The following is a 21,321-nucleotide window of genomic DNA, read 5'->3' as shown; positions in this document are numbered from 1 at the left end:
TGTTAATCTAAATTGGAGAAGTTGGAAGCTAAAAAATCTACAAATATAAGTATACAATTAATTCAAAGATTAAAGGAAGGGGATATTAAGGCGTATGAGCATATATACAATTATTATAGTGAAAGCTTGTATCATTTTGCTTATTCATACCTGAAAAACCCTTCAGAATCAGAAGAAATTGTTCAGGAAGTATTCGTTAGAATATGGGAAATTAGAGAGGGGATTGATGAAAACAAGTCATTTAAGAGTTTTTTATATAAAATGACTGTAAATAAAGTGTATAACCAAATGAAGCATCAGGTTGTGGAGCAAAAATATGAGAAATATTTGATGAACTATTACCAGGCTTCAGCAAATTTGCCTGAAGAAAGCTTGCAGTATAAAGAGTTGAACCAGAAAATTCAGGTTTTGTTGGAAAAACTGCCTGATCAACAAAGAAATATATTTAACCTTAGCCGGATTGAAGGGTTGACAAATCCCAAGATCTCGGAAAAATTGGGATTGTCGATAAGGACAGTGGAAAATCAAATTTATAGGGCCACCAAATATCTTAAACAGCATTTAAAAGAAGAATATCATTTAGCGGTATTTTGTCTGTTATATTTTATAAAATGAAAAAATGCTGAAAAACAAGATTGATGTGAGTAATAAAGAGTTTGAGATTGTATTATAAACAGAGATGAGAAATAAAGAAGAAATACAAGGTAGATTTAAGGAACTTCAGGACAGGTTTGGCCGTGGGGAATGTTCTGTTAGCGAACTCGAAGAGCTGGAGTTGCTAATGGAAGATGAAAGAAGTGCGGATCATATCCAACAACATATGTATGCAGAACTGGAAGAAGCTCAATATCCAACGGTACATACCTTTAATAAAAGTAAACTGTTTGATAAAATTAAGGGAGAGATTGTTGTTGATAAAAAAGAAGGAAAACTAAGGAGTTTGTACCTTAAATTAGTGCAGGCAGCTGCTATCCTGATAGTTTTTGTGTTAGGGGCAGGTTCTCTTTTTGTATATGAAAGGGTAACAGCTGAAAAGCCACAGCCAACCTCCTATTGTGAAATATATGCTCCATTGGGTTCTAAGTCTAAAGTGGTGCTTCCAGATAATTCAATAGTGTGGTTAAATGCAGGCAGTAGGTTGAAATATTCCAACTTGTTTAATCAGGTTGACCGTAACCTGACCCTTGAAGGTGAAGGCTATTTTAAAGTGGCCAAGAACAAAAAGATACCTTTCAGGGTAGATGCAGACCACTTTATTGTAGAAGCTGTTGGAACGGAATTTAACGTTAGGGCCTATAAAGAAGATGAAGCAATTGTTACCTCTCTGGTGGAAGGAAAGGTTAAACTGGAACATGCCTCCGAAAAAATTGCAGATAACATATATTTAAACCCAAACCACAAAGCAACTTTTTATAAAAACAAAAGCAAGGGAAATAATAGGCCAAGATTGATTATTAGGCCCAATGTGGATTTATCTCCAAATATTGCATGGAAGAATAACCAGCTTATTTTGAACAAGGAAAGATTAGAAGATCTGTCCGTTGATTTGGAAAGGATGTATGATTGTAAAATCCATTTTAATTCAGAGGAAATTAAGTCGTATATGTTTTCGGGTACTATTACAGATATGGGATTGAATGAAATTTTAGATGTAATAAAATTGTCTACTCCGGTTAATTACGAAGTAAAAGGGAAAGATGTATATATCGGAAGGGACAACAAACGTATCGGGAAATTTAAAAAATATTAGAATAGTATTTACTTATTCGGGAAAATAGAACCGGTGAACCAAATAAATATTTGGTAAATTTAAAGGATCATCAGAGTCAATGAACAAGAGGTTGATAATTCTATAAATAGGGGTGAATGAAGGAAATGCTATCAGGAATTTGTTTTTTATTGAGCAAGAGGAATATTAATGTTCAGGAAATGCGGCGTACTGTAATATTGTTATTCATGTTGGTTGGGGTAAACCTTGCTTTTGCACAAACAAAGCTAAGTGGTACATATAAAAATAAAACATTAAAAGAGGTATTTTCTGAGATTGAAAAACATAGTAGTTATCATTTTTTCATCAGTGATAATTACATCAATACCGACAAGGTTGTTAATATTAGTTTTAAAAATAAGACCATTACAGAGGTTTTAACAGAGTTGTTTTCAGGAACAAACATAAAGTTTGAAATAAAGGATAATAATTTAATTGTACTAAATACTGAATTACAGGGCAGAACAAGGAAACGAAAGATAACAGGGATAGTTTCTAATAGTTCCGGTGAAGTTATACCTGGAGTAACTGTTATTGTGGAAGGAAAAATGAAAGGTTCAATAACTGACATAAATGGTTTTTACTCGCTGGAATTTGAAGACGATTCTAAATTTTTGATTTTCTCTTTCATCGGGATGGAGAAGAAAATAATTGAGGTGGGTGATCAGTTAAGGATTGATGTTGTTCTTGTTGATTCCTCTTTCGATATTGATGAAGTGATTGCCGTGGGATATGGCAAGATGAAAAAAAAGTCCATTACCGGATCCATTTCCGATATAGCATCAGGTGATATTGAAATGGTGCATTCCTCCACACTAAGTTCAACTCTGGCAGGAAAGATTGCTGGTGTAAGTTACCGGATGGCAGATGGCCGCCCTGGAAGTTCCGCTTCTATACAAATCAGGAATATGGGAGCCCCGTTGTATGTAATAGATGGGTTTCAAAAAGATGTGGGGCAGTTTAATAATATATCACCTAACGATATAGAGAGTATTTCCTTCTTAAAAGATGCCTCAGCAGCAATTTATGGTGTAAGGGCCGCTAATGGCGTTATTGTTGTTACAACCAAAAGAGGTAACCGCGACTCCTCCAATGAGATTAATGTAAATGCCTATACCGGCTGGCAGAACTGGTCGCGTTTTCCGGAAACAGTAAATGCTTATGAATGGATGCTGGGGAAAGCGGATGCAGAAATGAATTCGTATGGCAGCACCAGTATAACACCCGATGAGCTGCAAAAATGGAATGAGGGTAACAAAAACGGATACAAAAGCTTTGATTGGTATGATTTTATTATAGCCAAAAACTCTCCGCAAACATCGGTAAATGTCAGTACTTCCGGAGGATCCGGTAATATCAATTATTATCTGTCACTAACTCAGTTAAACCAAAATTCAGTGTTGGGCGATGAGTTTAGCTTTGGAAGAACAAATATACAATCTAACCTGGATTCCCAAATAGGGGAGCGTATAAAACTTGGTATTCAGATTAATGGCCGGGTTGAAACCAGAGACAATCCCGGAATTCCGGGTAGTGACGATTACTGGGCTCCGGTATATGCCTTATTGCGCAACAGACCTACAGAGAGACCTTATGCCAACGATAACCCTGATTATATAAACGATATTGGACACAATTCTGAAAACTGGGCAATTTTAAATAAAAAAAGCTCCGGTTACTGGACCGAAAATTGGCGTGTAGTTCAGTTAAACCTCGATGGAGAATATGATTTGCCAATTGAAGGATTAAAAGCAAGTGCCAGATATTCGTATTATTTGGCCGACCGTGTAATGGATGGCCATGAATATACTTATGATGCATATACTTATTTTCCTAACAATCCGGAAGGGGAACAATACCAGGTTACATTCACCATGCAAAACCCCTGGCGGGAAAGGGGTACCCGTAAAGTCATTGAAAATGCCTCGCAGTTTCAGTTGGATTATGCCAAAAAAATTGGAATGCATGATCTGAAGGTAACATTTGTAAACGAACGTATCGAAAGAAAAGATAAATCAGAATGGGTTCATGCCATACCTGAAACAAATGCCTTTTCTCTGATTCAGTTTAGTGATATGGATACCTATGATGATAGTGATTATGAAGAGGCAAGAATTGGATATATAGGACGGATCAATTATAATTATAATAATAAGTACTATTTAGAGTTTGCCGGCAGAAAGGATGCTTCCTGGAAATTCTCGCCTGATGACAGATGGGGCTTGTTTTATTCAGCATCAGCCGGATGGAGAATAACGGAAGAAAAATTTGTAAAGACTTTATTGGGGAATTCACTGGTTGACCTTAAACTAAGGGCCTCGTATGGAAAACTGGGAGATGATAATATTTCTAATTTAGGTGCATTTGATTATCTGGAAGGGTACAATTATGGCACATCCACAGTTATTATTGATGGCACAGTAGTTACAGGAGCCAGGGACAAAGGGGTACCGGTGACAAATATTTCATGGTATACCAGTAAAATTACCGATATAGGAATTGACTACTCCATTTTAAATGGAAAAATCAGTGGTGAAATAGACTATTTCTACCGAAAAAGGGATGGGCTAAAAGGCAGTAAGGATGATGTGATAGTACCTGACGAGATAGGCTATGATCTTCCCGATGAAAATATTAATACTGACGCCATATCCGGATATGATTTTTCAATTGTGTATGGAGGCAAAATCGGAGAATTATCCTTTTCAGTTGGTGGAAGTTTTTCATATGCCAGGGAAAAATATTTACAATCATATAAGCCCAAATTTTCTAATTCGTACGATTACTTTACCCACTCCAGTGAAGGAAGGTATACAGGTGTTTTTTGGGGATATGAGGCAATAGGCCAGTTTCAATCTGTCGATCAGATAAACAGTTATCCTGTTAATATTGATGGAGAGGGAAACCAGACTTTATTGCCAGGTGATATTATCTATAAGGATATGAATAAAGATGGCTTGATTGATTATAGGGATGAAAGGCCTATCGGGTATTCTACAGGTAATAATCCGGTAATTAATTATGGATTTAATATTGAGGCCAACTATAAGCGAATCGATTTTAAAGCAAACCTGTCCGGAGGGGCTATGTATTCATATAATCAAAGTGGCGAAATGCGCACTCCTTATCTTAATGGAGGTAACTTGCTTAAAATATTTTATGAAGACCGATGGCACCGGGAAGATCCGTTTGACGTAAATAGTGCTTGGATACATGGCAAATATCCGGCTTTAAGATATAATACGGATTGGCATAGCAATTACAATAAGAATTCTACTTTTTGGTTAACCAATGTGAGGTATTTAAGGTTGCGTACTTTAGAAATCGGGTATTCGCTGCCAACAGAAATTATATCAAAAGTAGGTGTTGAAAAATTCAGGTTTTATGTAAATACATATAATCTGTTTTCATTCGACAATTTAAAGGAGATAGGTGTAGATCCGGAAATTCAAAACCAGAACGGATTACAGTATCCTCAAAGTAAGTTTATTAATTTGGGTGTTAATGTGTCATTTTAACCAGAAGATGTAGGATTTGATGAATAGGTTTGCTTGTATAATATTCGTTTTGTTTCTGTTCTCAACAATGGGGTGTAACGATGATCGTTTTCTGGATCGTGAACCCACAGATGTTTTGTCAGATGATCAGTTGTGGAGCGATAATTCATTAATATTATCCTTGCTGGCTGATTTGTACGATAGGATACCGGAATATCAAAGTACCCAAAACTGGTGGAACTTTGCCGATTTTGACCAGGCTTTTGGATCGAGTTATAGTGATTACTGGAGGCATAAAAACAATAAATGGGATTATAGCGAATGGACTGTGGCCTGGTACGACTATTATACATTAATAAGGGAAGTAAATTTGTTTATACAAAAGGCCGGATTCTATCTTAATGATAACACGATAAAAGCAAGGTATATTGCTGAAGGACGCTTTATAAGGGCTGCAATTTACTTTGAGATGGTTAAACGTGTAGGTGGTGTTCCTTTAATTACAGAGCCTTTGTCATATGATTTTAGTGGCGACCCATCGTATCTGCGCACCCCTCGTTCAAAAGAGCATGAAATTTATGATTTTGTTTTAAACGAGCTGGATGATATTTTGGATGACTTGCCAAACGATATTGAGATCAAAAGCCGGGCTACCCAGGGATTGGTGTTGGCAATGGGTTGTAGGGTTGCCTTATACGCTGGTTCAATTGCCAGGTATGGGGTAAATACGCCTGAGGTTACACTTGTCGGTGGGGAAGTAGGTATTGAGGTATCAAAAGCGGATACCTATTATCAAAAGGCATTGTTGCTGGCAGAAACCTTATTGGATGCTTCTAAATATGGGTATAGCCTTTATCAGGAAAATCAGGAAGATTTGTCAGCAAACTTTGCAGATGTATTTCTTAAGAAAGCCAATAACAGGGAGGTTCTTTTTGTTAAGGACTTTAAATTGCAAAGTGGTAAAACAGTAAATTTCACTGTGGAAAATCAACCATGGTCGGGTGCTGAAGATCTGGAAGGTGGAAGGATGAATCCGTCTTTAAATCTGGTTCAGTCGTTTGAATTGCTGGATAATTCATTTCAAACATTTCAAACCAAAGATGCTGCCGGAGGATATTTGTTTTTTGATAGTCCTGAAAAAATGTTTGAAGGCAGGGATGCCCGTTTAAAAGGAACGGTTTTGGTTCCGGGTACAAAATTTAAAGGTAAAGACCTTGATATTTGGGCAGGATATGTGCTGGCAGATGGCTCAGTTATCACCGGTGATACATATGGTCAACGAAAAGTGTTGCCGGGCAGGGATGTGGAAGAACAGGTTGTAGGCATTGACGGCCCAATTAATGGCCTTGAATTTTCGGCACAAACAGGTTTCTATTGTCGAAAGTATCTTGATCCGGCAACAGGTTCAGGGCAGCGTGGATTAAAAAGTGAAGTATGGTGGATACGATACCGCCTGGCAGAAGTGTACTTAAATGCAGCCGAGGCAGCTTTTGAATTGGGAAAAGTGTCAATAGCAGCTGAATATATAAATGTAGTCAGGCGCCGTGCTGGTTTTACAATTGATTTAAGCGAAAGTGATATGTCTTTTGATAGGATTGTACATGAAAGAAAGGTAGAGCTTGCCTTTGAAGGGCATTTGTTATGGGATATGAAGCGTTGGCGACTGGCACATAAAGTATGGAATGGTGAAACGGTGCCATTGACCAATAAACCCTGGAAAGCTGATGAAGTGAGTAATAGGGTGTATGGATTGTGGCCATACAAATACTATAATCCAGGTGATGAAAATGATGGAAAATACTTGTTTAAGCAGGTTTTGCCTAATGAAGTCACGGGCTGCGATTATTTTAGATTAGGAAATTATTATTCAAATATTTCTGATGATGTTTTAAGCAAAAACCCTCTTTTGGTTAAAAACCCAAATCAATTATAAAGTAAAGATGATGAAAGTATTTCAATCGATAATATGGTCTGGAATCCTCGCTTTACTATTTGTGTGTTGTGAGTATGATAATTATTCTGAACCGGGTTCTCTTCTTCAAGGAAACCTTGTGTTTAATGGAGAGCCAATTCATATTAGTAATAATAGTGTGGAGTTTGAATTGTGGGAGCCGGGCTGGCAAAAGAGTGCGCCCATTTATGTGTCCGTAAATCAGGATGGAGCGTATTCCGCAAGTTTATTTGATGCTACCTATAAACTAATTATCCCGGAACATCAGGGGCCATTTAGGTGTGTGAACAATGCAGTAACAAATTCGGATACCATAATTGTAGAGGTAAATGGTAACAAGAATTTTAATATTGAAGTGGAGCCTTACTATATGATTAGAAATGTAGGTTTTGATGTTATTGGCAGAGAAGTGACAGCAACATTTGGCTTGGAGCAGGTGATAACTGACGAGGATGCCCGCTCTGTTGAAAAAGTCAGTTTCTATATGAATAAAACCAGGTTCGTGGATTTTCAGTGGAAGGTGGCAGATGTTTCAATTGATGGGGAAGATATAGAAGATATGACTTCCATATCAATGACTTTAACGGTGCCTGATATTGTTCCATCCCAAAACTATGTTTTTACACGGATAGGTGTTAAAATAGAAGGAAGAGAAGATATGCTTTTTTCGGGCGTAGAGAAAATCAGTCTGTAAATATTTTTGGTGAATATTTAGATTAACTGGCCATCCGGGATATGCTTCGGTGAACCTTGATGGCCATTTTTATGCCCGGTTGGTAAGGAATTGATTGTTGAATAAATGCTTATATATAAATGTTTTAAGAAGAAAATGATGAAGAAAAGTAATTTTTTGTGTGCTTTGCTTGTTTTGTTTGTGACAGGAATTGGTTTGTCTTCTTGTCAGGGAATAGGTAATGAAAAAACGGTGGCAACAGAGTTAAGAGCTCCGGCCTACCCATTGATAACTATTGACCCGTACACTTGTGCATGGTCTAAAACCGATAAATTGTACGATGATGCGGTTCGTCACTGGACAGGGCGTATTCATTCACTAATTGGTGCAGTAAGGGTTGATGGTAAAGTCTACCGCTTTTTAGGAAAAGAAGAGATCAGGTTGCAACCTGTTATCCCAATGGCTAAAGTTGAACCCTGGGAAGGAAAATATTCCTTTGAAAAACCATCGGGAAAATGGGAAAAACCAGGCTATAAAGCTAAAAACTGGAAAACCGGTATGGGAGCTTTTGGTACCAGGGATATGCCTGCCTTATCAACCCCTTGGGAAACTGCAGATATTTGGGTTCGCAGGGAATTTGTAATGCCTGATAATTTGTCGGATAGGGATTTGTATCTGGTTTATTCTCATGATGATACCTTTGAGCTGTATTTAAATGGCAAGCAACTGGTAAAAACAGGTTACGAATGGCATAATGATGTGCAACTGAAACTGGATAAATCGCTATTGAATCCTGGGGCTAAAAATGTAATAGCTGCCTACTGTAAAAACAAAATGGGTGGGGCTTATGTCGATTTCGGTATTTATCAGGAGAGTGAAAATAAAGAGCAGTTTGTTCAGACAGCTGTGCAAAACAGTGTTAAACTTACGGCAACCCAAACCCAGTATAACTTTACTTGCGGACCGGTTGATTTGGATGTGCAGTTTGTTTCTCCATTGCTTTTAGATGATCTTGACCTGATGTCTCGTCCTATAAATTACATCGATTATCAGGTGGTATCAAACGATGGACAGGAACATGATGTTCAGATTTATATTGAAAAGACTCCGGAATGGGCTGTTAACGAACTTCATCAGGTTGTTGAGGTTAGTAAGGGCGAAACGGGTAACGTAAGCTTTGCCAGAGCAGGTACAGTTGAACAGCCTGTTTTAAAGAAAAAGGGAGATGATTTAAGAATAGACTGGGGATATGCCTACCTGGCTTCAGATAAGGCGCCATCTAATGTGGTTGCCATTGGCGACTACCATGATTTGAAAAAAGAATTTGTTCAAAAAGGTGTTATTTCCGGTTCTGAAACAGCTATTGCCGATAACCTGGTTAGGAACATGCCGGCTCTTGCCATAACCAATAACCTGGGTAAAGTGGGTGCTGCTCCTGAAAGTGGTTATGCTATGGTTGGATATGATGATAAGGAATCTATTCAGTATTTTGGAGATAACCTAAAAGCCTGGTGGACTCAAGAGGGCAAAATTCAAATGGATGATATTCTTGTGTCGGCTGTTAAAGGGCATGATGATATTATTGAAAGATGCAAAAGTTTTGATGTTGATATGTGGGAGGAATGTTTGAGTGCCGGAGGGCAAAATTATGCAGATCTATGTGTTTTGGCGTACCGACAAGCTATTGCAGCGCATAAATTGGTTAAGGATCAGCAAGGCAATATATTGTTTTTATCCAAAGAGAACTTTAGTAACGGATCAATTGGTACTGTTGATGTTACTTATCCTTCTGCACCTTTGTTTTTAAGATATAACCCGGATTTATTAAAGGGGATGTTAAACCCGATCTTTTATTATTCTGAGAGCGGGAAATGGAATAAACCCTTTGCTGCTCATGATGTGGGGACTTATCCGTTGGCTAACGGACAAACTTATGGTGGAGATATGCCTGTTGAGGAATGTGGAAACATGTTGGTGTTAACAGCAGCTATTGCCAATCGTGAAGGAAATGCAGATTATGCTCAAAAACACTGGGATGTGTTGACTACCTGGGTAAATTACCTGCTCGAAAATGGCCTGGATCCGGAAAATCAGCTTTGTACCGATGATTTTGCAGGGCACTTTGCTCACAATGCAAACCTTTCTGTTAAAGCCATCATGGGGGTTGCGTGTTATGCGCAACTGGCCGACATGTTAGGAAAAGATGGGCTTGCCAATCAGTACCAGAGTGCTGCCAGGGATATGGCTGCCCAATGGTGCCAAAAGGCTGAGGATGGTGATCACTATAAACTAACATTTGATAAGCCGGGAACCTGGAGCCAAAAGTATAATCTGGTTTGGGATAAATTGTTGGATCTTGGTATTTTCCCATCTGAAGTGGTTGAAAAGGAACTGGCCTATTATTTAACCATGCAAAATAGCTTTGGCTTGCCTTTGGACAACCGTCGTACTTATACCAAGTCCGACTGGATTATATGGACCGCTACTTTAGCTAACGATATGGAAACATTTGGTAAGTTCATTGATCCGGTTCACCGGTTTGTAACCAAAACAGAAGACAGGGTTCCAATGTCTGACTGGTATGAAACTACAGATGGGAGCAAAGTTGGCTTCCAGGCCCGTTCTGTTGTAGGAGGATATTTTATTAAACTTTTAGAATAGGTATTACATTTTTTAGTATTTCTGTGGGTAACATTAGTCCTGTAATTACGGGTCTGGTGTTACCTTTTTTTAGTTCCTGTCAATTTTTGCTCCCAAGTATCAATGTACTTTAGAATCCCGTTTGTTACATTTGAAAAATCCATTGTTATCTAATTTTTATTTGTAGTACAGTGGCGTCTAGTATGTGGCACAAAGTGTAAAATATGATGCGTATGGCACTTTGAAAAGCTAATCCTTCTGACCTCTACTTAGCCGAAGTTTTTGTTTTGGTTATACCTTTATTCAATTATAGCCGAAGCAAAAGCTTCGGCGGTGTTCAAACACCATACAAACTATCAAATAACAACAATCCTCACTATGTGATATATTTGATGTTAGAGTTTTGTGCTTTTTATAAATATCGGTCAGTCAAATAATTTATATAATTCTCATTGCCAATATAAAATTCCTTTTTCAGTTTCATCGTTAAATATTACCAATTCAATATTTGGATCAAACAGAAACTTATCGCTTACCTTGAACTTCCTTTCAAAATGAATCTTTTTTGCATAAACGTTAAGTTGAGTGTATGGTGTCGTAATGGTCTTTCTTTATAATTAAAACCAACAGTCTTTTCCCCATGATGTAAAGAACCGTCGTATACTGCCTGTCCCGATATTGTTGGGAAGACACGTACGTACTTTTTATGAAGTAAAAAGTCGTGGTGTGAGAGGTCCTCTTGTAGACTTTTAGCCTATCGTCGATCTACTCCTTTAGGTGCTGGTGTTTATAGGTTATCTCCCTTTAAATAAGATTGATAAAGATATTCAGGACTTTCATAATAGACACTACTGTTAAAGTCTTCAATTTTCCTTGATAACCACGAGTTGTATACTTCTATTAGATTTTCAATCAATGATTTCTCATTGTTTTTATTCAGCATGATAATTAGACGCTTGTAAACTTTTCCAATATCCCAATGAGTCGGAATTGAGTATTTTGCGCTTAATACATTATCATATCGGCCTTTTACAATACTATACTTTTCAATAATATTGAAGGCTAATTTATCTATATTCTCATTATGGTAAATATCTGCTAAATCAAGAATGGTTGAAATTTATCTTGTTTAATCGTTGTAAAAACGAAACCTAAACTACCAAAAAATGGTTTGAATCCAAGCGTTAGTTATAAATATATGATTATCATCAAAGTTGTCGTTGACACAGTTTATTGCATACTCCCGGCATTCGTACTTTTCAACCATTATTTGCCCAATCGGAAAGAATCGGACACCCTTTTTATCCATCCAAATGCTAGATTTTGCACAAGAATCGGTCTTTTAAACCATCAAAAACAAACAGTTCAATTAACAATCGACCTTTTAAATCATCAAAATCATATACAGCCATTGAAAATCGATGTGTCAAATGGTTAATTCCTTATAGTTCAATTAACAATGTACTATTTAAGCAAAAAAAAACGTATGTTTTTTGTGAAAATGGATGATTTTAACGGTCAAAAAGATGCATTTCCATTGACGAGATTCATATTTTACGGATTTTATAGAGTATTTGCATGGTTGTGCATAAAAATACAAATATTCTTGAGAAACTATCAATTTGAAAGCATAACTCCTTTTTGTACACCGCTATATCCAGGAGGGGACTTTTCCTCTTCATGGAACCAAAACATGTACACCACATAATAACAAAGCTGTAAATCAGAAGCCTCTTCATGGGTTTTGCTATACTTTATTAATAAAAATGTAAAAAAGATTAAAAAAAACAAAAAAACGTGTGAGTAAATAGTTTTTGGTAATTGTAATAGTAGCAGTTAACGGCCATTTAATAAAATGATGGATTGTCGTTAGCTGTATTTAATCTATTAATAATTAAAATTTTAACTATGAAAAAAAGAAGTTTACTTTCAAAATTTATTTTAACTTCTGCTTTAAGCGGTCTTTTGGGTATTACAACCATGAATGCCCAAACTCTAAAACACTCATACACATTTGAAGATGGCACTGCCAATGATGTTGTAGGTAATGTAAACGGTACAGTATCTGGAGGTGTGTTTGAGAATGGTGGTTACGTAATGTTTGCCGGAGATGAGTTTATTGAATTTGATGCTGCAGCTATAGCTTTAAATGAATATGAATCCATAACAGTAGAAACCTATGTAAAGAGGGGTGAGAATGCTGATGGTGAGTACAATGCAGTATGGTCTTTTAATGGATATAGGGCTAGTAATGATTATTTGTTATCAATAGTGCGTGGTAGTAATACCTGTCAAACAGAAGTTAACGGTTTGGGTGCTGCTGGTCCGGAACCTGTAAATGGTGAAACACATCATTATGTGTCTATTTTAACCAAACAAGCATTAAAATTATATATTGATGGGGTTTTAGTTAGCGAAAAAGCCACATCAGGTGATTTAATTTCAAACATAGGTACTCATCCTGATCATCCTGCTACCGCGTATATTGGTAAAAGTACCTGGCCGGATAAAAGTTTTAAAGGCACCATTTATGAATGGAATATTTATGAAGGCGAATTAGATAACTCTACTATTTATACTCATGCAAAAGATTTTGGGGTTGTTACCGATGATTCAAAATTAAAAAGCCTTTCGGTTACAAATGGATCACTTTACCCATCATTTAACCCATCTGTAACAGAATATACTGCCGTTTTAAATCCCGGAACAACTTCAATGGACGTGTTAGCTGTGGCCTTTGAAGAAGGCGCACTTGTTATGGACGGCAATAGTAATATGGATTTAAGTGGTATTGATGTATCTGATGAATCCGGAGATATTACTATTTCAGTTATTACTGACAATGGTCAGACTGACTATTCAATTCATTACCTTGTGAACACTGATCTTACATTAAAGCATTCGTACGATTTTGAAGATGCTTTTGCTGTAAATGATGTAGTTGGAGGAGCGAATGGTACAACAACAGATGTAATGACAGTATTTGATGGAGCATGGCATGCAGATGGTGATCAATCAGCTAAAATCGTTTTAGATCCTGCAGCAATTGCTATAAATACTTATCCATCAATTACATTTGAGGGCCATGTTACATTGGGCGAAAATGGGGGGTACACCATATTGTATTATTTTGGAGGTAATGGTAATGATAATGCTACACTGTTACGTTTAACAGATGGTTCTGATGCTAATGAAAGCTGGGCACAAATTAGTGCAAACAACGATGTTAAGGCCTACGCAGCTTGTCCGGAACAAGAACCATTTACAACGCACCACTATGTAGTTGTTATGAGTTATGGATATGTTAAGTATTATTTAGATGGAGCTTTAGTTAGTGAATCGCAAATTTCTGACGCCGCAAACTTTATTTCAAATGTTGGAACAGAAGTAGCTTATTTAGGTGTTGGAACCTGGGATGATCCTTTATTGGTTGCAACAGTTGAAGAGTTTAATATTTACAGTGGTGAAATGGATGCAGCAACAGTAGCTCAAAGGTGTGAAGCTTACGGAATTACTCCTACAGGTGTTGAAAAAACAGTAGCTAAAATTTCTACTTTATATCCAACTGTATCCAATGATGTATTTAATGTTGAATTTAAAGATCAGTCAGGAACCATTACTGTTTACGATTTAAGCGGTAACGTGATTAAGCAAATACAACCAGATGGATTATCAGCAACTTTTACAGTTGATAACCCAGGTATTTATCTTGTTCAGGTTGTAAGTGAAGGTGTTACCAATACTTACAAAGTTGTTAAAAAATAAGTTTTAAATAGTTTCCGCAAGAAAATTTATGATTCCTACGCTCACCCCTTTGATTCCTCCCGTTTGATCGGGACAAGCTCTAAAGGGGAAAACTCCAACGCACTGTGCGGAAGCTACTTCCCCTTTAGGGGACTGAGGGGTGTGGGTGGGCTAACAAAATTTTAGCAGTTTTCTTGCAAGCACTAAATATACTCATAAAAAGAGGCCTCCAATGGGGGCCTTTTTTTATGAGTATATTTATGATTGATCTTGTATTAAGAATATCGTATTAAAACAAAACTCTATTATAAAATGACAACCAGAAGAGATTTTTTGAAAAAAGGAGGTTTGGCAGTTGCAGGGCTATCGCTGTTAGGACCGGCAAAAGCACTAATGACAAACCCTGTATCATATGTTACCAACCGACCTGCCGAAGGGGATAGGCATTTTGTTTCAGCGGCTGTGGAAAAAACAATCAAACGTATTAAAAAGGAAATAGCTGACGATAAACTAGCCTGGATGTTTGAAAACTGTTTTCCCAATACCCTGGATACAACTGTGGAATATACAATTGAAAACGGAAAGCCCGATACATTTGTAATTACAGGTGATATCCATGCCATGTGGCTTCGCGATTCAACAGCCCAGGTTTGGCCTTACCTGCCTTTGGCTAAAAAGGATAAAAATCTTCAGTCGTTGCTGGCAGGTGTTGTACATCGACAAACAAAATGTATTTTGCTCGATTCTTATGCCAATGCCTTTAATAAAGATGTTCATGAAAAAGGCGAGTGGATGACGGATAAAACAGATATGAAAGCCGGGGTTCATGAACGTAAATGGGAAATAGATTCGCTTTGTTATGCAGTAAGGCTAGCATATCATTACTGGAAAACAACCGGCGATAAATCCATTTTTGATGCGGATTGGCAAAAGGCTGCCGGATTAATTGTTAAAACGTTTAAAGAGCAGCAACGCAAAAACGGTGTTGGTCCTTATGTTTTTGAGCGCAAAACAGAGCGTCAGCTCGATACGTTATCAAACAGGGGCTTTGGTAGGCCATTAAAGCCTGTGGGTTTAATAAACTCATCTTTCCGTCCATCGGATGATGCCTCTACTTATGGTTTTTTAGTTCCGTCTAATTTGTTTGCTGTTACTTCGCTTCATCAACTTGCAGAAATAAGTGAAGAGATTTTAAATAATAAGGATTTTGCCCGTCAGTGTACTACAATGGCTGATGAAGTAGATGCTGCCATTAAAAAATATGCGGTGGTTGAGCATAAAAAATATGGTAAAGTATATGCTTTTGAAGTAGATGGTTTTGGAAACGCTACTTTTATGGATGATGCCAATGTACCAAGTTTATTGGCATTGCCTTACCTTGGATGCGTAAAAAAGGATGACCCGGTTTATAAGAATACCCGTCAGTTGGTATGGAGCGAAGACAATCCTTATTTCTTTAAAGGAAAAGCTGCTGAGGGAATTGGTGGACCGCATGTTGGGTATGATATGGTTTGGCCTATGAGTATTATCATGAAGGCAATGACAAGCAGTAGTGACAGTGAAATCAAGTCTTGTATCAAAACTTTGCGAAATACGGATGCAGATACAGGTTTTATGCATGAAACTTTCCATAAGGATGATCCTTCCAACTTCTCCAGATCATGGTTTGCCTGGGCAAATACCTTATTTGGTGAATTAATCATGAAGGTAGTAGATGAAGGGAAGTCAGATCTTTTAAAAATTTAAATTATAAACAGAAACCATCATGATTAAGTAGTGTTTTCTTGCAGAAACTATTTAATACTTAATACTTGGTACTTGATACTTGTGTCTTGCTACTTGCTACTTGTATCTGGTGTCATAATAATAATTTAGGTCTATGAAAAAAATCCATAATGTTTTACTCGCAGCGATGTTCAGTCCTTTGCTCTCAATGGCTCAGGCTCCTGCCGATAAAACAGAATATGATATAAATAAAGATAAGGTACTCTATACGGTTGGTTATAGTCATCTGGATACAGAATGGAACTGGGACTACAAAACAACCATTGATGAGTGCATTAAAAATGTAATGACTGAGAATTTTTACCTGCTTGAGAAATACCCCGAATATGTTTTCAACTTTACCGGTTCGCGCCGGTATCAGATGATGAAAGAATATTATCCGGAGCTCTATGCTCAGGTAAAAGAATATATCTCCAAAGGGAGATGGTTTGTTTCGGGTTCGTCCGTTGACGAGGGGGAGGTTAATGTTTCTTCATCAGAATCCTTGATTCGCCAGGTTTTGTATGGCAATCAATATTTTAAAAAGGAGTTTGGTGTGGAGAGTGTAGATTATATGTTGCCGGATTGTTTTGGCTTTTTGGCCAACCTGCCTACCATATGGAACCACTGTGGCTTATTAGGTTTTTCTACACAAAAGTTAACCTGGCATTCGGCAGCAGGTGTGCCTTTTAATGTAGGTGTTTGGAATGGCCCTGACGGAAAAGGGATTATTGCAGCCCTAAATGCTACTTCATATACCAGCAGCGTTGAGCTACGGCTTGATAAGAGTGATTATTGGTCTAAACGTATTGATGAAAACCAAAAGGATCATGGCTTTCAATTCGATTATAAATATTATGGTGTTGGCGATATGGGCGGTGCTCCTCGCGAAAGAGATGTGAAAAATGCGATAGGAAGCCTCAGTAATGCTGATGCCGACCTTAAGGTAGTGTTAAGCTCTTCAGACCAGATGTATAAGGATATTACGCCTGAAATCAGGTCAAAGCTTCCTGTTTATTCCGGAGATTTGTTGTTGATAGAACATAGTGCCGGGTCGTTAACCTCGCAGGCTTTTATGAAGCGGATGAACCGTAAAAATGAACTGCTTGCCAAATCGGCTGAACAATTGGCCGTAACAGCAAACTGGCTAAATGGAACATCGTACCCGGCTGAAAAAATCAATAAGTCGTGGGATTTGGTATTGGGTTCTCAGTTTCATGATATTTTACCGGGAACCAGTATACCCAAAGCTTATGAGTATGCCTGGAATGACGAGTTTATTGCAGCCAATGGATTTGGCGAAGTGCTAAAACACAGTGTTAGTGAAGTGGTGGGTGAGATGAATACAGAGACTAAAGGAAAGGCGGTTGTAGTATACAATCCCGTTGCTTCTGAACGCGAAGATGTTGTGTCTGTAGAGCTTACTTTTGATAAAGTGCCCGAAAATATTGTGGTTTACGATGCAAATAATAAACCGTTGAAATCGCAGATTATTGGCAGGGCAGGAAATAAAGTGAAATTTATTTTTGTGGCAAAAGTTCCTTCCTTAAGCTTAAATGTGTTTGATGTTAGATCAGGTAACAGTGCCGTAAGCAAAAGCAGTTCTTTAAAAGTTACCTCACGTTCTCTTGAAAATGAATATTACAAGGTGATTTTTGCCGATAATGGTGATATGCTAAGCATAAGGGATAAAGTAAATAATAAAGAGCTTTTAGCTGAACCCGCCAGATTAGAGTTTCAGCATGAGTCGCCTAAGGAATGGCCTGCGTGGAATATGGATTGGGACGACCGTCAGAACCCGGCCATTGATTTTATGGACGATGATTGTGAAATAAGTATCCTGGAAAACGGTCCTGCCAGGGTGGCTTTAAAAATTACCCGCGGCGGACGAAACTCTGCCATTACCCAGGTAGTCAGTCTTTGTGCCGGTAAGTCAGGCAAGCGAATTGAAGTATCAAATGATTTGAACTGGCAGAGCAGGGGCGTTAGCTTAAAAGCTGCATTTCCTTTAACGGTAAATAATAAGAATGCTACCTATAATTTGGGGGTAGGAACCCTGGAAAGGGGAAATAATGAAAGCAATAAGTTTGAAGTTCCGGCCAAGCAATGGTTCGATTTAACAGATCAATCAGGCAAGTACGGAGTAACCATTCTCGAAGATTGTAAGTATGGTTCGGATAAACCGGAGGATAATAAATTAAGGCTGACCCTGATGTATACCCCTGAAACCCATAATTGGTATAAGGTTCAGAATTCGCAGGATTGGGGACGCCATCAATTCAGGTACGGTATTTACGGGCATAGCAAAAGCTGGAAAGAAGCAAATGCTGCTATTCAGGGAGAATTTTTCAATCAACCGCTAATGGCTTTTGAAGCCTCAAACCATAAGGGTAGTCTTGGAAAATCCTTTTCATTTATGTCGGCTAGTTCACCTGCAGTTGGCCTAATGGCCATCAAAAAAATGGAGGATTCGGATTATTACCTGATACGAGTAAAAGAAGTATTAGGGAAAGATCATAAAGTGGCTTCATTAAACTTTGCTGCTGAAATTGAAGATGCCTTTGAAGTAAACGGACAGGAAAACAAGGTTGGGGCAGCTAGCTTTAGTAAGAATAAATTATCATTTGATTTAGGGCATTATACCATTAAAAGTTATGCCGTTAAGCTAAAGTCTGCTCAAACAAAAGAGAATGAGTCTCAAAAAACAATTGACTTGCCATATAACCAGGATGTAATGACCTTTGATCATAACCGTCATGATGGTGATATGACCTGGGGATGGTCTTATCCTTCTGAGTTGATCCCGGAGACTATAATTAGCGAGGGAGTTGAGTTCAGAATGGGAAGCCGGGCTGATGAAAAGGCGAATGTTGTAAACTGCAGGGGACAGGAAATAGCTTTGCCCGAAGGATATAACAAGGTTTATTTATTGGCAGCCGCAGATGATGTATCGGATGCCACATTTAAGATAGGTAACCGGGAAACAACATTGAGTATTCAAAACTGGACAGGGTATATTGGGCAGCATTATAACAGACGGTTTGCGCAGGATGGATTAACGGTTACGGGCATATCAGATGCCTATGTTAAAACCGATAATATTGCATGGTTTGCTTCTCATTGTCATCAGGGGTATCCGGGTAAAAACCAGTCGTACCAGTATTGTTATTTATATAAATACGAACTTAACGTACCCAAGGGGGCAAAGTCTATCGTGCTTCCAGACAACTCCAGGATAAAAATCATGGCTATAACAGCAACCAAAGGAGGTACTGAAAAGGCAAATCCATTACAACCCCTTTACGATGATTTTAAAACAGATGCAGCCTATGTATTCAAGAAATAAATAATTGTCAGTTTTTTTTCATATTTAGTTTAATATTAGAAGTGCAGATTTGTTAATCAGAAAGCTGTTCGGGATACCGGACAGCTTTTTTTATTCTGCACATATTGTTTAGCGTTAGGAGTTGTGCTTTTAGATTGAGAGTTTCTCAAGAATATCTATTTATAGTTAACGGATATGCTATCTTTTACGTGCAGAAAGCACAGTTGACCACAGCCTCTGGTAAAACTCCAGTTGCCGCGTACATTCTCCCGTATGGTTGATTTAAAAGGTTAATGAAAACCACATTCAATCATGTGGTAGCAAGAGAAAAATACACTTTTCTTTCTATCATTAATGAAGTAAAAACCCTCCTGTAATAATTTGAATTACTGTAAGCTATGCAACCATCTGTTATAATATGTATAGAAAAATTTAAAAAAAGTTAATAATCCTGTGAGTAGTACAAAAAGGGTAGTTGTATTAGTTAAAAGAATCTAAATAATTTTTAAAGTTTTTTATAGAATGAAAGATCTATTAACGCAAAGTCACAAGGTTGTATGTTGGATAACCGTGGCATTAACATTTTGTTTAGGCAGTTGTAAAGATGATACAATTGAAACTCCTGAACAATCATACGATCCTTCACGAGCGGTGGAGGTTACTGATTTTATACCAAAATCAGGGGGCGCAAATGAGCAAATGGTGATTTATGGAAATAATTTTGGTAGTGATGCTTCAATTGTTCATGTTTCTATTGGTGGAGAAGAGGCTACGATAATTGGCGTAAAAAATGATGTGCTTTATTGTTTGATACCAAGGCAGGCTGACGAAGGTAGTATTAAAATACAGGTTGGTGAGGGAGATAACCTATCTGCTGTGGCAACACTGGATGAAAAACTCGATTATATTAAAAGAACACTTGTTTCTACTCTTTGTGGTGAGGTTGATGAAGAAGGGGAATATGATGTTAAAGATGGTACTTTTGATGATTGTGGAGGTTTCTTTAATCCAAGCTGGTTTACTTTTGATCCTAAAAGGCCCAACCTATTATATATGGCCCAGGATGGAAATGACGGAGGTGATGTGCGTTTGCTTGACCTGGAAGCGGAAACAGTTACCACTCCTATTACCAGGGCAATGGGGAACTGGGGTAGGATGAGAAGTATTAACTGGACAATGGATGGTGAATACATGATTATTTCTAACGACCAGGGAAATGAAAATGGTATTAGTACATCTATTCTTTCCAGAACTAACTATTTCCAGGATCCTCAGATATTGACTTCGTATAAACAATGTAACGGGGCCGCTATCCATCCGGTAAACGGAGAATTGTATTTTAATAGCTATGAAAAAGGACAGTTCTACCGTTTTGATATGGAAACTTATTTTGACAGGGGATTAGGCATTAAGGATTATGAAGAATTGTTTAAGATACAGGATAACGCATGGGAATTTAATATCCGTATCCACCCAAGTGGTGATTATGCCTATATCGTGGTAATTAATCAACATTATATCCTTCGTACCGATTATAACTGGGAAACAAAAAGATTTACATCTCCTTTTGTAGTATGTGGAGAGGCCAGGAGTGCAGCATGGGTTGATGGAGCCGGAACCAGTGCCCGTTTAAATAATCCTTACCAGGGAGTTTTTGTTAAAAATGACAATTACGTAGCGCAAGGAAAAGAGGATGTTTATGATTTCTACTTTACAGAACGGGGTAATCATGATATCAGGATTTTATCACCGGAAGGCAGGGTAACAACCTATGCAGGAAGGGGTAGCGAAAATGTTAACTCTGATGCATTCGGATATATCGATGGAGGCCTAAGGGATGAGGCTCGTTTTAATCGACCTGAAGCACTGGCTTATGATGAGACAAATAAGATTTTTTATATTGGCGATTGCAATAATCATGTAATCCGTACAATAGTTGTTGATTAATAAATACTTGAA

At 37.7% G+C, this 21,321-nt stretch carries 10 protein-coding genes; all 10 read left to right on the top strand.

What is annotated here, in order from left to right; translation table 11 throughout:
- Positions 1–21 precede the first annotated feature (21 nt).
- The 10 genes from OM074_RS02480 (at position 22) to OM074_RS02435 (ending at position 21,309) form a co-directional block, all read left to right on the top strand.
- Entirely contained in the window at positions 22–615 is a 594-nt protein-coding gene (locus tag OM074_RS02480; protein ID WP_301197693.1) for an RNA polymerase sigma factor, read from the top strand.
- Between the two features lie 64 nt (positions 616–679).
- Complete coding sequence (locus OM074_RS02475; RefSeq protein WP_301197692.1) at positions 680–1,750, top strand: FecR family protein; 1,071 nt, start codon at positions 680–682, stop codon at positions 1,748–1,750.
- 116 nt (positions 1,751–1,866) lie between these two features.
- Positions 1,867–5,286, top strand: a complete 3,420-nt coding sequence (locus OM074_RS02470) for a SusC/RagA family TonB-linked outer membrane protein (RefSeq protein ID WP_301197691.1) — start codon at positions 1,867–1,869, stop codon at positions 5,284–5,286.
- A 19-nt stretch (positions 5,287–5,305) separates the two neighbouring features.
- Complete coding sequence (locus OM074_RS02465) at positions 5,306–7,198, top strand: RagB/SusD family nutrient uptake outer membrane protein (RefSeq protein ID WP_301197690.1); 1,893 nt, start codon at positions 5,306–5,308, stop codon at positions 7,196–7,198.
- A gap of 7 nt (positions 7,199–7,205) precedes the next feature.
- The gene (locus OM074_RS02460) at positions 7,206–7,910 is read left to right on the top strand and encodes a DUF3823 domain-containing protein (protein ID WP_301197689.1); all 705 of its coding nucleotides are present in this window, start codon (positions 7,206–7,208) and stop codon (positions 7,908–7,910) included.
- 135 nt (positions 7,911–8,045) lie between these two features.
- Positions 8,046–10,550, top strand: a complete 2,505-nt coding sequence (locus tag OM074_RS02455; RefSeq protein ID WP_301197688.1) for a glutaminase family protein — start codon at positions 8,046–8,048, stop codon at positions 10,548–10,550.
- 1,887 nt (positions 10,551–12,437) lie between these two features.
- Positions 12,438–14,294, top strand: a complete 1,857-nt coding sequence (locus OM074_RS02450; RefSeq protein WP_301197687.1) for a LamG-like jellyroll fold domain-containing protein — start codon at positions 12,438–12,440, stop codon at positions 14,292–14,294.
- A gap of 291 nt (positions 14,295–14,585) precedes the next feature.
- A complete protein-coding gene (locus OM074_RS02445) occupies positions 14,586–16,019 on the top strand; it encodes a glycoside hydrolase family 125 protein (RefSeq protein ID WP_301197686.1) in 1,434 nt (477 codons plus the stop codon).
- Positions 16,020–16,152: 133 nt separating this feature from the next.
- The gene (locus OM074_RS02440; protein WP_301197685.1) at positions 16,153–19,383 is read left to right on the top strand and encodes an alpha-mannosidase; all 3,231 of its coding nucleotides are present in this window, start codon (positions 16,153–16,155) and stop codon (positions 19,381–19,383) included.
- 501 nt (positions 19,384–19,884) lie between these two features.
- Positions 19,885–21,309: an IPT/TIG domain-containing protein gene (locus OM074_RS02435; protein WP_301197684.1), complete on the top strand. Its 1,425-nt coding sequence runs from the start codon at positions 19,885–19,887 to the stop codon at positions 21,307–21,309.
- Positions 21,310–21,321: the final 12 nt, after the last annotated feature.

This window comes from Plebeiibacterium marinum, assembly GCF_026013615.1.
In the GTDB taxonomy this organism is placed as follows: Bacteria; Bacteroidota; Bacteroidia; order Bacteroidales; family Marinilabiliaceae; genus Saccharicrinis; species Saccharicrinis marinus_A.
The sequence above is the reverse complement of the archived record's forward strand: the minus strand, read 5'-3'. Positions and strand labels throughout refer to the sequence as shown.

What these genes read in the sequence shown, in the direction of transcription:
- OM074_RS02475 (WP_301197692.1), top strand. Translation starts at nt 680, where the DNA reads ATGAGAAATAAAGAAGAAATACAAGGTAGATTTAAGGAACTTCAGGAC.
- OM074_RS02470 (WP_301197691.1), top strand. Translation starts at nt 1,867, where the DNA reads ATGAAGGAAATGCTATCAGGAATTTGTTTTTTATTGAGCAAGAGGAAT.
- OM074_RS02465 (WP_301197690.1), top strand. Translation starts at nt 5,306, where the DNA reads ATGAATAGGTTTGCTTGTATAATATTCGTTTTGTTTCTGTTCTCAACA.
- OM074_RS02460 (WP_301197689.1), top strand. Translation starts at nt 7,206, where the DNA reads ATGATGAAAGTATTTCAATCGATAATATGGTCTGGAATCCTCGCTTTA.
- OM074_RS02455 (WP_301197688.1), top strand. Translation starts at nt 8,046, where the DNA reads ATGATGAAGAAAAGTAATTTTTTGTGTGCTTTGCTTGTTTTGTTTGTG.
- OM074_RS02450 (WP_301197687.1), top strand. Translation starts at nt 12,438, where the DNA reads ATGAAAAAAAGAAGTTTACTTTCAAAATTTATTTTAACTTCTGCTTTA.
- OM074_RS02445 (WP_301197686.1), top strand. Translation starts at nt 14,586, where the DNA reads ATGACAACCAGAAGAGATTTTTTGAAAAAAGGAGGTTTGGCAGTTGCA.
- OM074_RS02440 (WP_301197685.1), top strand. Translation starts at nt 16,153, where the DNA reads ATGAAAAAAATCCATAATGTTTTACTCGCAGCGATGTTCAGTCCTTTG.
- OM074_RS02435 (WP_301197684.1), top strand. Translation starts at nt 19,885, where the DNA reads ATGAAAGATCTATTAACGCAAAGTCACAAGGTTGTATGTTGGATAACC.